Source organism: Lysinibacillus telephonicus (assembly GCF_039654155.1).
GTDB lineage: Bacteria > Bacillota > Bacilli > Bacillales_A > Planococcaceae > Ureibacillus > Ureibacillus telephonicus.
Genome location: NZ_CP155468.1, coordinates 766,964 through 779,106 on the forward strand (window position 1 = coordinate 766,964; position 12,143 = coordinate 779,106).

The following is a 12,143-nucleotide window of genomic DNA, read 5'->3' on the forward strand; positions in this document are numbered from 1 at the left end:
GATAGTTAAAGTAATTTATACAACAATATAACGAGACATTTTTCGGCTGAACTATTTTATTTAGTTTAGCCTTTTTTAGTAGCGAGGAAGTAACGGTGGAAGAGCAATGAAAGGAAATTATATAAATATAGATTTCTCTTTCAGGTAGATAGGTAAAAATAAGTCCTTTTTTAAGAAACTAGCTGTTGAAATACTGTATAAATATTAAAATGCTTTATTGGTTCTTTTGTAAGTAGGGGAACCAATTTTTTTATTATTACATAGTTTTAAAACTTTCTTTTTATTAGCCTCGTCTAATAGTCGAAATGGAGGGGAGAGTGTGGAAGAGATAACGTATGCTTCTATAACAACAATCAATCATGAAGAATTGATTGATGATTTAATGCGTACATACGGGCAGGAAATCCAACAGCTTGTTTATGCTTATGTACATAACGAGACAATAGCGGAGGATTTGACCCAAGAAATTTTTGTAAAATGTTATAAATCAATAGAATCCTATAAAGGAAAATCGTCCATTAAGACATGGCTTTGGCGAATTGCAATCAACCATTCAAAAGATTATTTGAAAAGCTGGTATAACCAACGTGTTAAAGTTTCAGAGGATGTTGGTTTAATCATAAGTGAACGTAGAGATAGCGTTGAACAAACAGTTATCCAACAAGATGAAGATGCACAACTTGCATACTCTGTCATGCAACTGCCTATAAAATATCGAGAAGTAATCTACTTATTCTACTATGAGGAGCGTTCGATTAAAGAAATTGCCTCTATACTTGAAGTAAATGGAAATACTATAAAAACACGTTTACGCAAAGGCAAATCATTATTAAAAGAAATGCTGGAGGGATCCCTATGGATGAACGATTAAAAGGGTTAAAAAAAGCGATGAACAATCATACGTTTCGTCAAGTGAAGTTTACGGATGCCCATCGCCAAAAAATAAACGAACAAATAGAACAACTTGAAGATCAAGATGTGACAAAATTTATCCTTTCATTGCTGACTCAAGAAAGGACTGGCTCTGAGTTAACACAATTACTGCATGTAAGAGGGATCAAAACTATCATCAATAATGAAGGGATAGTCTATACAATTCTACACGCTCAAGAGCAACAAGGAATCATTGAATCATACTGGACTGAGGACGATGAAAAGTATTATAAATTAACAAATAAAGGTATGAAGATATTACAAAAGAAAAATGTGCAAAAAAGCAGTCGTGATATTTCCTTAAAACAGTTATTTAATGAGGTGACACTAAATGAACATTAGTCACTTTTTAGAAACAGTAACGAATGAAATTAAGTCTAAGGAAGCAAAGCAGTACGTGAAGGTAGAATTAAGCCAGCATATACAAAAATCAAAACAATCCTGGGTGCAACGCGGGTATAGTGAAATAGAAGCAGAGGAAAAGGCCGTGAAAGAAATGGGCAGTCCCATTACATTAGGTAAGTCTTTAAATAAATTACATAGGCCGAAAGTAGATTGGTTATTAATTTCTTTATTAATTGTTACATTGTTATTAAGCTTTTTACCAATTATGGCATTAAATCAAGAACGATATTTAGACTTTTTTAATTTGAATTTCTCAACAATGATACAAAACAAAGTGATTTTTATAATCATTGGATTAATTGTTGCGATTGGGATTATGTATTTTGACTATCGAAAACTAAAAAGATTTGGTTATCTGTTTTATGCTGCCGGAGTTGGATTGATAATATTCCTTCAGTTATTTACGAATAGCATTGTTAATGGAGAACAGATGATTTCATTAGGTGGTATTGATATACAGGTTTGGATGGCAATTCCGTTATTTTTAATAGCCTGGGCATCAATTTTTAGTAATACGTCATTTAAGTTATGGCATTGTATTGGTCTATTTGCTTTTTCTATTTATTTATTTTTGTGGATAGCTAATTTATCAATGCTATTTATTTATATTGTAATTGTTAGTGTCCTTTTCTTACAAAGTAAATTTAGTCGTAAAGAGAAATTACTAGTAGTTGGAGCTGCAGCTATTTTAATGGTAGGAATAATTATTTTCTTCACAGTTTCTTATATGAAAGGGAATATAGCACACTATCAAGTGGATCGTTTATTGGGTTTTATTGCCCCTTATGAGCATGCTTCTGGCAGTGGTTATCAATATGTGACACTTGAAAATGCAATTAAAAATGCGGGTATGTTTGGTACAGAAAATATAATATATATTCCGGATGCCGATACTATTCTTGTATTTGGAAATTTAATTCAAACATATGGATATGCACTAGGTATAGTAATTTTTGTGATTTTATCTGCTTTTTTGGCTCGAATCTGGATAATTTTAAAGTCAATTAAGGAGCCTTTTGGAAAGTTACTCATTATAGGGGGCGCAACACTTTTTGCTACCCAATTCCTCTATAGTGTAGGGGTGACCTTTGGATTGCTTCCGCTTGTCTCAATTACATTACCATTTATGAGTTACGGCTTAATGCCAACTGTACTAAATGCTTTTATTGTCGGGCTAGTTTTAAGTGTTTATCGAAGAAAACATTTTATTCAAATAAAAAGGGAAGAGAAGGACTTGAGCAGCTTTCAGTGATTTTTAATATTTAAAAAGCAAGGTGCGTTGGTCATAATGATCAACGCTTTTTTTATTTTGACTTAATCGAATATATATTTGATTGTTGAGGTATGAGAGGGGGGCGGTAATTGATTAGAAAATTATTGCTCTTTTACAATTTCAGAAAACGTATATAAAATACTTCACATGACTAAGCCAATGATGATACCTTTTTATTTATTAGCGCCAGGCTGCTGCTTTTTGCTAATAAACAATCACTATCGTATAAAATCTTTTCGTGTAATAAGGTAGGCAAATTTAAAAAGCTATTCTATTTTTATTTTACATTGCCTTAAAAGAAGTCTTTAAATATTCAATAAATACTTTCATCATTGGGGTAAAATGCTGATTTTTACGATAAATGAGGTAAATATGTCGTTCATTCACATAATTCGGTAATGGCTTTACAAACAAACGTCCTTCTCTCATTTCCTTTTCAACACTTAATTTTGGCAAAATGGCAATTCCAATATTTAATTCCACCGCTTCTTTAATTGTTTGTATTGATCCGATCTCCATAATAATATTTAAATCCACTTTGTTTTGGTACATCCATTGTTCAGCTAGTTGGTGACTAACTGCTTTTTTCTCATGCAAAATAAATGGATAACGTGTTAATTCATAAGGTGCAACGTTCTCCTTTTTACATAGAGGATGATCGTTTGACATAATCAATACTAATTCATCTTCCATAATTGGCACGATCATTAAATCTGGATCATATAAGTCTCCATATGCGATTACACCAAAATCCAACTCAAAATTTTTAACCTTTTCTAAAATAATCGGTGCTTTATTTACAATAAGCGATATATATACCTGATTGTGCTCTTTTTGAAATTGAGCTAAATAAGGAGGCAATATGTATGAAGCAGTTGTTTCACTTGCCCCTAATTGCAGCTTCCCTCTTTTATTCAAGCGATACTGTTCCATTACTTGTTCTGATTCATGAACAAGGCTAACTATTTGTTGTGCATAATGATAAAAGTCTTTTCCTGCATCAGTTAAAATCCACTGTTTGCCGCTATGATCCTCAAAAAGTGCCACTCCTACATGCTCTTGCAATGCCTTTAAATGAAAGGTTACTGTTGGTTGTTTTATATTTAACTGTTTTGCTACAATACTTAGCTTGCCACTTTGAACAGTACAAACAAATACTTTTAGCTGCTGTAAATTCAAACTATATCACCTCACTCAAAATATAGATAAAATCTATTTATTAATCAATATTATTAGATATTATTTAACCCTTTCTTAACAATCCCTTCACATTCTATTAAATGCGAAACGATATGCTTACATTGTTCAAAAAATTATGAAAGAGGTAGAACAATGAAAAAATCATTATTTGCATTAACTGGTTTTACTGCTCTATTTTTAGCCGCATGTTCTTCAGGAGATGAATCAAAAACGAACGAAGCAACTGCAAACACTACGCCAACTGAAGAAATAACTACAATTGAAGAAGTACAACAAACAGAGCCACTAGTAGTCTACTTAAATGATTTCGATGAATTAATTGAACCGTTATTTGAAGAAGAAACAGGTTATGATATTGAACTTGTTGCAGGAAACGGTGCAGAAATTCAATCACGTATTGAATCTGAAAAGGGAAACCCTAACTGGGACGTTGTGTGGATGGATGGACAAGCATCGTTTTCACGTTGGGATCAAGAAGGAATATTTCTTAAAGATTTAGCCTTAGAAAATGAAGCAAACTTAAATGATTTTGGTATTTCTCTTCTACCAGAAGATAAAGCTTACTATCCAACAGGTGCACATGCTGCAGGGATACTCGTGTACAACATAAACGAAATTTCAGCAGAAGATGCACCAAAAACTTGGGCAGATTTAGCTGATCCAAAATTTAAAGATATCGTCGGTATGGCTGATCCATCTATTGCAGCTCCTGCATTTCCTTTTGTTTCATGGTTCTTTGAAGATTTAGGTATGGACGGTGGTAAGGAATACTTTGCTTCACTATTTAATAATGGAGCAAAAGTATATCCAAAAAACCCTAACATTGTGGAGGCATTACTTGCTGGAGACTTAAAGGTCGCTGCTTTACAAGAATCCAACGCTTATAAAATGAAGCAAGACGGAGAGCCAATAGAAATTGTTTGGCCAGAAGAAGGTGCACCAGCATCTGTTCGTTATGCAGCAATAAGTAAAGATACAGATCAAGCTGAGGTTGCAAAAGCATTTATTAATTTCTTACTGGAAAAAGAAACACAAGATGAAATGGTCGCTGCTGGTGTTGAAGGTTACTACACTTCATCAGTTAAAGATGTTGCAAGTCCAAAAGAACGCGATGCCAATGCTCCTCTTCTAGTTGCTGATCCTGAACTTGCTGCTGAAAATGAAGCGGAAATCAAATCGTGGTTTGCTGATCAATCTGTACAATAATTGCTTAGGTAATGTATAAGTAAACTTTATATTACTTATACATTCTTTAAGTTTGCATGAACAAGCACTTTTCTATCATCTTTTTTCCTCCATGATTTATATATAGATAGAAAAGTGTACGTTCATTTATCATGTCTTATAGATGAGGTATTAAAGACGTTATGCTAAAACTCACTAAAAAACCCAGCGCACCAACAGTACTAGGGTGGGGCGTTGTCTTTATATTAATATTGTTTATACTATTGCCACTTGCTGCAGTGTTAATTCAAATCGTTCTACCAGGAATTTTTTTCGGAAAACTTGATTTCCAAGGGTTTGGATTAGTTTTTGAAATATTTGAGCGCAAATTGTGGAGTAAGTCTTTATCGAATTCTTTACTACTTGGAGCTGGAACAGCAGTTCTCGGAACCGTTATAGGTACTGCTTTGGCTATCATGAGGAAATCTAGATCTTTTTATACAGCTATTTTACTTGATTTTACCGCTTGGGCGCTTCTTATTTTACCTTCCTTCATTATCGCGCAAGGTTGGGTTCTTTTTTCAAACGGAAATGGGATTGCCAATCATATATTGGGCTTGCCGTGGGTAAATGATTTTGTGTTTCAACCGATGGGACTCATTTTTATTATGTCATTATGTAAATTTCCATATGCTTATTTAGCAGTAACAGCTGCACTAGAATGGAATGTATCTTACTTTAATGATGCTGCTCGTTTAAATGGAGCGACGAGTTGGAGAGCGCTAAGGACGATTCAAATTCCATTAGTCATTCCTGCCCTTCTATCAGGGGCAGCGTTAATATTTATGGATACAATTGGTGACTTTGGGTTACCTGCCTCGCTAGCGGCCGTATATAGTTTCCCGACGTTATCATATTCAATTTATACTGCTCTTTATACAGCACCTATTCGTTACGATATGGCTGGGATACTTTCTTTTTATCTAGTAGCCATTATTGTCTTCGTCATGCTTTTCCAACTTTGGATATTACGTAAAGGAAACTATTCTACAATTTCTGGACGTGCGATTCGTACAAATCCATTAAAAACAAAAAATAGTTGGTTGTACGATTTCATTAATATCGGCTTTTTACTAATCGCACTTGGAATACCAATTGGTAGTAGTATTATCGTATCGTTTATGGATTCTATCGGTGGTGGTATAACGATCAGTAATTTTACACTTGAAAATTATCAAGAGTTATTAAATATTGACTCTACAATATTAGAAGGTTTGAAAAACTCGTTAACCATAGCTGCACTTGCAGGAGTTATTGGATTAATTGTGGGCATTGGGATTGGATATGTCCTTATCTTTACGGATTTTAAATACCGTTCATTTATCGACACGTTATCAGTCGTGTCATTGGCTGTACCAGGCGTAGTCCTAGGTATTGGGTATATTTTCATTTGGAATCAGCCATTTCTGGAGCATATACACCTTCATTTATATGGCACACCGGCTATTTTAGTTCTAGCAAGTGTTGCAGGAGCCATACCAATTGCAGCTAGATTAATGATTAGCTCTATGACAAAGATTCCTGCTAGTTTATTAGCATCAGCATCAATTCAAGGAGCGTCATTGACTCGCCGAATATTTACAATTTTACTTCCTTTAATGCGAGCGTCGCTTTTAACAGCTGGGCTTACTGCATTTGGAACGAGTATTTTTGACTTAGCGATTACATCAATTTTGTATCCGCCAAATTTTGTTACTTTACCTGTTGCCATCAATAAAGCTTTTGAAGATTTAAATTATGGTTTTGCAACAGCTGCAACAATAACAAGCGGTACAATCATTATTATTTTCATGATGACATTTAAATGGTTTGTAGAAAAGGGAATAGATTACTTTCTTAACCTAGCAAAAAAGGAGAAGTCCCATGTCTTTAAAGATTCAAAACGTGTCAAAGAAATTTAAAGATTTTCAAGCAATCAACGATGTTAGTTTTACAGTTGAAACAGGCGAAATTGTTAGTATTTTAGGACCTTCAGGTTGTGGAAAATCTACTTTAATGCAAATTGTAGCAGGATTACAAACGTTGGATTCTGGTCAAGTTACATTGAATGGGAACGTTATTTCGTCTGTAAAGCATATAGTACCTCCTGAAAAACGTGGCATTAATATGGTGTTTCAAGATTATGCGTTATGGCCTCATATGACAGTGCTACAAAATATTTTTTACGGTTCAAAAATTCGTAAAGAAGACAAGTTTGAATTACTCAAAAAGCAAAATTTTTTGTTTAATTTATTGCAACTAAATGGATTAGAAAATCGATATCCAAGCGAGCTTTCAGGTGGTCAGCAACAACGTGTTGCAATTGCGCGTGCATTATCAACAAATCCTTCACTTCTTTTAATGGACGAGCCTCTTTCAAATCTTGATATGCAATTGAGGTTTGAAATGCGAACAGAGCTTTCTTACTTATTGCGTCAATTTGGAACAACAGTTTTACATGTAACACATGATCCATTAGAAGCATACTCGTTAGCTGATCGAATTTTAATCCTTCGTGAAGGACGTATTGAGCAATTTGGCACACCCGAGGAGGTTCGTCAAAATCCAGCATCTCTTTGGGTCGCAGGACTTCTTGGAATGACAAATAGAATAACAGCAACCCAATTAACCGAAACAACTGCTAAAGTTGGTGAATCGATCATTTCAGGTATAGGGCAATTATCGATGAGCAGTGATGCAGTTATTGTTGTTGATTCTGATGCACTTCGTATTCTAAAACATATGGAAGATAGTAATAATGCAAATAAAATTGATGCGAAGGTTACACATGTTATATATGAAGGACAGAAATGGCGCATTATTTTACAAACAGCAGGTGGACGAATTTCTGCATTAAGTAAAGAACGATTCGAGGTAAATCAAGCAGTAAAGGTTGCATTTGAACCTCAACAAACATTCCTTTTTTCTAAAGCAACAAGTTTTGGTAATAATATGGGAGTTTTGAAATAAGAAAGCAGGCGAATTATGAATAGAGTTTTGGCCATATCCGACATTCACGGACATCTTGAAGCGTTACAAGCGTTATTGCATTTTGCCGAGTATGAGCCAAATAAAGATGAACTTTATTTTGTCGGAGATTATATCGATAAAGGACCAAATAGCGAAGGAACATTACAAGCTGTAAAACAATATGTTGAAAATGGAGCTAATGCTATTATGGGGAACCATGAAAAATGTGCAATTGTGGATATCGAATCTGGGAGTCCGAAATGGAGCTATTGGTCCGATTTTTTAAAAAACCTTCCTCTTTTTATTGAAAGACCTCCATACATTTTCGTTCATGCCGGAATACGGACAGGCATCCCGTTACATGAACAACATGAAGAAGATTTACTTACAATAAGAGAACCTTTTTTTAGTGAAAATATACAGGAAGACGCAACTATTATATTTGGTCATACACCAACTCATCGTTTAGATGTCCCAGTAGGAATGCTTTGGGAAAAAGCGAAAAAAATTGGCATTGATACAGGAGCTGGTATAAACCATTATTTAAGTTTAGTTGATTTAACGAATCGAACTCACTACCGCGTGCCTGTATTAAATCCAGTTATCCAACAAGTAGAAGTCTTTCAATTTTAACTGTAACTTTTATGTCCTCCTTACAAGTGTAAGGAGGTTTTTTATTGTTTCTAATTTGCACATGTTACTCATTTTTCGACCAAGGCATGTAATAATGTGGAATTTTTGGCTGCGGAGAATCGGTAAACTTGGTAGGTCCGTTATTATCTTCACCAAATATTGATAAAAAACGATGCCGTTTTCTTTTGCAGTTTTCGTTAAACTTAAACAAATGACGTTTGCCTTTGCACCAGTGCACTAACAAAGCTAGTTTTTCATCCAATTACATTTGGCGAATTGCATTTTCTGCTAGATTATTATCAATTTTAACTCGATCATCGTACAGAGAGGCTTTTAATGTATGAGCCAGATTTATGTAAACTTTTATAACGTTCCATCCTCCATCCCAAAAATAAAAAGATGGAACCACCATACGGACTTCTTTCAATTCAATTGAATCATGAATGAGTGTAACTAACGTCAATGCCTTTCCATATATCGGTCTCGCAAATAATATAAATGTATTTCGCGCCCGTAAAATCATGAAAGGGAAATTTATATTGCGCCAGTCGCGCATGCGTAGGCGCAGAAAACAATGTAGCCTCACTTATGAGACTACGATAAGGGCTAAAATAACTAAAAAAGTACTGTACTAATGAGGGATTTATATTGCGCCAGTTGCGCATAGCTTAGGCGCAGAAAACGATGTAGTCTCACTTGTGAGACTACGATAAGGGCTAAAATAATTAATGAAGTAATGTACTAATCAAGGGAAAGATTTTGCGCCTGCCGCGCACGCTTAGGAGAAGAAAACGATGTAGTCTCACTTGTGAGACTACGATAAGGGCTAAAATAACTAATGAAGTAATGTACTAATTAGGGAAAATATATTGCGCCTGCCGCGCACGCTTAGGAGAAGAAAACGATGTAGTCTAATTTGTGAGACTACGATAAGGGCTAAAATAACTAATAGAAGTGGTGTGTTAATAAGGAAAATATTTTGCGCCAGACGCGCACGCTTAGGAGAAGAAAACGATGTAGTCTCACTTGTGAGACTACGATAAGGGCTAAAATAACTAATGAAGTAATGTACTAATTAGGGAAAATATTTTGCGCCAGTCGCGCATGCTTAGGCGCAGAAAACGATGTAGTCTCACTTGTGAGACTACGATAAGGGCTAAAAAACTAAAAAAGTACTGTACTAATGGGGAAGTTATTTTGCGCCTGTCGCTTCGCTTTCGGCGCAGAAAACGATGTAGTCTCACTTGTGAGACTACGATAAGGGCTAAAATAACTAATGAAGTACTGTACTAATTAGGGAAAATATTTTGCGCCTGTCGCTTCGCTTTCGGCGCAGAAAACGATGTAGTCTCACTTGTGAGACTACGATAAGGGCTAAAAAAACTAAAAAAGTACTGTACTAATGGGGAATTTATTTTGCGCCTGTCGCTTCGCTTTCGGCGCAGAAAACGATGTAGTCTCACTTGTGAGACTACGATAAGGGCTAAAATAACTAATGAAGTACTGTACTAATTAGGGAAAATATTTTGCGCCTGTCGCTTCGCTTTCGGCGCAGAAAACGATGTAGTCTCACTTGTGAGACTACATCGTTTTTGCTATAGTTAATCTGGAATAAATAACTTGAAAATATAATTTCTGTCCGAGGAGGATTATCGATGCCATTAGTATCTATGAAAGAAATGTTGATTAAGGCTAAAAGCGAAGGGTATGCGGTAGGGCAATTTAATATTAATAATTTAGAATTTACACAAGCAATTTTATTAGCTGCGGAAGAAGAGAAATCTCCAGTTATTCTTGGGGTTTCAGAAGGCGCGGGTAAATATATGGGCGGATTCATTGCGGTTGTTAACATGGTTAAAGGATTAATGGAAAGCTACAAAATTACTGTGCCAGTAGCAATTCATTTAGACCATGGCTCTAGCTTTGAAAAGTGTAAAGAAGCAGTTGACGCAGGTTTTACTTCTGTAATGATTGATGCTTCTCATCATCCGTTTGAAGAAAATGTAAAAATTACAACACAAGTAGTAGAATACGCACATTCAAAAGGTGTTTCAGTAGAAGCAGAATTAGGTTCAGTTGGTGGAGATGAAGATGGTGTAATCGGTGGAATCATTTATGCAGATCCACAAGAATGTAAAGCACTTGTAGAACAAACTGAAATTGATTGCTTAGCACCAGCTTTAGGCTCTGTTCATGGACCATATAAAGGTGAACCAAACTTAGGTTTTGCTGAAATGGAGGAAATTTCTAAACTAACTGATCTTCCATTAGTATTACATGGTGGTACAGGTATTCCAACAAAGGATATTCAACGTTCAATTTCTTTAGGAACAGCAAAAATTAACGTAAATACTGAAAACCAAATTGCAGCAACAAAAGTGATTCGTGAAATTTTAGAAAATGATAAAAAAGTGTACGATCCACGTAAATATTTAGCACCAGCACGCGATGCGATTAAAGCAACGGTTATTGGAAAAATGCGTGAATTTGGCAGCTCACAAAAAGCGTAAGAAATTTAAAAATTGGAAGCAGAATGGTTTAAAATTCGTAGAAAAATGTTTACTATAATGTAAACAATATGATGCACTGCTTTTCTTTTTATTTTTGAATAGTGTCTAGCGCAAGCACTTGCGGCTCATAAAACTGTCCGAGGCTTACGATGTGGCGTCTTCACCAAAAGAGGTTCTAGGCGGAGCGCTTACGCTTTTCTTATAATGATTTGCAGGAGAAGTGTCCGATTGTGTTTTCAATCGACCTTCTCTTCGTTTTTGATATTGGTAATATAAATAACGTGAAAATAGGGGAGGACCTAATATGAAATTTTTTATTGATACAGCAAACTTCGAAGAAATCAAAGAAGCACATTCATGGGGTATTTTATCAGGAGTAACTACTAATCCATCTTTAGTAGCAAAAGAAGCGAACGTTTCATTTCACGATCGTCTTCGTGAAATTGCCGAACTAGTTGATGGTTCTATTAGTGGTGAAGTTATTTCACTAGATGCAGAAGGTATGATTAAAGAAGGTTTGGAATTAGCGGCTATTGCACCAAATATTACAGTGAAATTGCCAATGACGCCAGATGGATTAAAAGCATGTAAATTCTTCTCAGAAAAAGGAATTAAAACAAATGTTACACTTATTTTTAGTGCAAACCAAGCATTAATGGCAGCTCGTGCAGGTGCAACTTACGTATCTCCATTTGTTGGACGACTTGACGATATTGGTCAAAGCGGTGTTGAGTTGATCGCTACGATTTCAGATATGTTTGCAATCCATGGTATTGAAACAGAAATTATTGCAGCATCTATCCGCCACCCACAACATATTACAGATGTGGCATTAGCTGGTGCTGATATTGCAACAACACCATTTAAAGTATTAAAACAATTATTCCATCACCCATTAACAGATAAAGGGATTGAAGGGTTTTTAGCTGACTGGGAAAATAGAAAAAGTAAATAATTTTTCTATTAAAACTAAGGTGCTTTAAAATAAGTGTTTAAAATTGCCGTGCCAAAAGAAA

General features: G+C 35.1%; 11 protein-coding genes. 9 read left to right on the forward strand and 2 right to left on the reverse strand.

Annotated elements, in window-relative coordinates; translation table 11 throughout:
• The first annotated feature begins 319 nt into the window (after positions 1-319).
• The 3 genes from MKY04_RS03685 to MKY04_RS03695 are packed head-to-tail and all read left to right on the forward strand — an operon-like array spanning position 320 to position 2,590.
• Positions 320-871, forward strand: a complete 552-nt coding sequence (locus MKY04_RS03685) for a sigma-70 family RNA polymerase sigma factor (protein WP_346235326.1) — start codon at positions 320-322, stop codon at positions 869-871.
• Positions 856-1,275: a PadR family transcriptional regulator gene (locus tag MKY04_RS03690; protein WP_126296377.1), complete on the forward strand. Its 420-nt coding sequence runs from the start codon at positions 856-858 to the stop codon at positions 1,273-1,275. The genes MKY04_RS03685 and MKY04_RS03690 overlap by 16 nt, the downstream gene beginning before the upstream one ends.
• On the forward strand, positions 1,265-2,590 hold the full coding sequence (locus tag MKY04_RS03695; protein WP_126296376.1) for an FtsW/RodA/SpoVE family cell cycle protein: 1,326 nt from the start codon (positions 1,265-1,267) through the stop codon (positions 2,588-2,590). The genes MKY04_RS03690 and MKY04_RS03695 overlap by 11 nt, the downstream gene beginning before the upstream one ends.
• Before the next feature lie 303 nt (positions 2,591-2,893).
• On the opposite strand, the gene MKY04_RS03700 is transcribed toward MKY04_RS03695, so the two are convergent.
• On the reverse strand, positions 2,894-3,790 hold the full coding sequence (locus MKY04_RS03700) for a LysR family transcriptional regulator (RefSeq protein WP_346235327.1): 897 nt from the start codon (positions 3,788-3,790) through the stop codon (positions 2,894-2,896).
• A gap of 153 nt (positions 3,791-3,943) precedes the next feature.
• Between MKY04_RS03700 and MKY04_RS03705 the strand changes: the two genes are divergently transcribed.
• From MKY04_RS03705 to MKY04_RS03720, 4 genes are all read left to right on the forward strand, one after another.
• Complete coding sequence (locus MKY04_RS03705) at positions 3,944-5,017, forward strand: extracellular solute-binding protein (RefSeq protein WP_346235328.1); 1,074 nt, start codon at positions 3,944-3,946, stop codon at positions 5,015-5,017.
• Between the two features lie 161 nt (positions 5,018-5,178).
• Positions 5,179-6,936: an iron ABC transporter permease gene (locus MKY04_RS03710; protein WP_346235329.1), complete on the forward strand. Its 1,758-nt coding sequence runs from the start codon at positions 5,179-5,181 to the stop codon at positions 6,934-6,936.
• Positions 6,899-7,984, forward strand: coding sequence for an ABC transporter ATP-binding protein (locus tag MKY04_RS03715; RefSeq protein WP_346235330.1), 1,086 nt, complete (start codon positions 6,899-6,901; stop codon positions 7,982-7,984). The genes MKY04_RS03710 and MKY04_RS03715 overlap by 38 nt, the downstream gene beginning before the upstream one ends.
• A 15-nt stretch (positions 7,985-7,999) precedes the next feature.
• Positions 8,000-8,617 carry a metallophosphoesterase gene (locus MKY04_RS03720; protein ID WP_126296317.1) on the forward strand — a complete coding sequence of 206 codons (618 nt, stop codon included), beginning with the start codon at positions 8,000-8,002 and terminating at the stop codon, positions 8,615-8,617.
• A gap of 262 nt (positions 8,618-8,879) precedes the next feature.
• Here MKY04_RS03720 and MKY04_RS03725 read toward each other — a convergent pair whose 3' ends face one another.
• Complete coding sequence (locus MKY04_RS03725) at positions 8,880-9,080, reverse strand: hypothetical protein (RefSeq protein ID WP_148103529.1); 201 nt, start codon at positions 9,078-9,080, stop codon at positions 8,880-8,882.
• A gap of 1,192 nt (positions 9,081-10,272) precedes the next feature.
• Here MKY04_RS03725 and MKY04_RS03730 point away from each other — a divergent pair.
• Entirely contained in the window at positions 10,273-11,127 is an 855-nt protein-coding gene (locus tag MKY04_RS03730; protein WP_126295273.1) for a class II fructose-bisphosphate aldolase, read from the forward strand.
• A 304-nt stretch (positions 11,128-11,431) separates the two neighbouring features.
• Positions 11,432-12,082, forward strand: a complete 651-nt coding sequence (fsa, locus tag MKY04_RS03735) for a fructose-6-phosphate aldolase (RefSeq protein WP_126295274.1) — start codon at positions 11,432-11,434, stop codon at positions 12,080-12,082.
• The last annotated feature ends 61 nt before the right edge of the window (positions 12,083-12,143 follow it).

Excerpts from the sequence above, each read along its gene's own strand:
- MKY04_RS03695 (WP_126296376.1), top strand. The coding sequence starts at position 1,265 with ATGAACATTAGTCACTTTTTAGAAACAGTAACGAATGAAATTAAGTCT.
- MKY04_RS03715 (WP_346235330.1), top strand. The coding sequence starts at position 6,899 with ATGTCTTTAAAGATTCAAAACGTGTCAAAGAAATTTAAAGATTTTCAA.
- MKY04_RS03730 (WP_126295273.1), top strand. The coding sequence starts at position 10,273 with ATGCCATTAGTATCTATGAAAGAAATGTTGATTAAGGCTAAAAGCGAA.
- MKY04_RS03705 (WP_346235328.1), top strand. The coding sequence starts at position 3,944 with ATGAAAAAATCATTATTTGCATTAACTGGTTTTACTGCTCTATTTTTA.
- MKY04_RS03690 (WP_126296377.1), top strand. The coding sequence starts at position 856 with ATGGATGAACGATTAAAAGGGTTAAAAAAAGCGATGAACAATCATACG.
- fsa (WP_126295274.1), top strand. The coding sequence starts at position 11,432 with ATGAAATTTTTTATTGATACAGCAAACTTCGAAGAAATCAAAGAAGCA.
- MKY04_RS03710 (WP_346235329.1), top strand. The coding sequence starts at position 5,179 with ATGCTAAAACTCACTAAAAAACCCAGCGCACCAACAGTACTAGGGTGG.
- MKY04_RS03720 (WP_126296317.1), top strand. The coding sequence starts at position 8,000 with ATGAATAGAGTTTTGGCCATATCCGACATTCACGGACATCTTGAAGCG.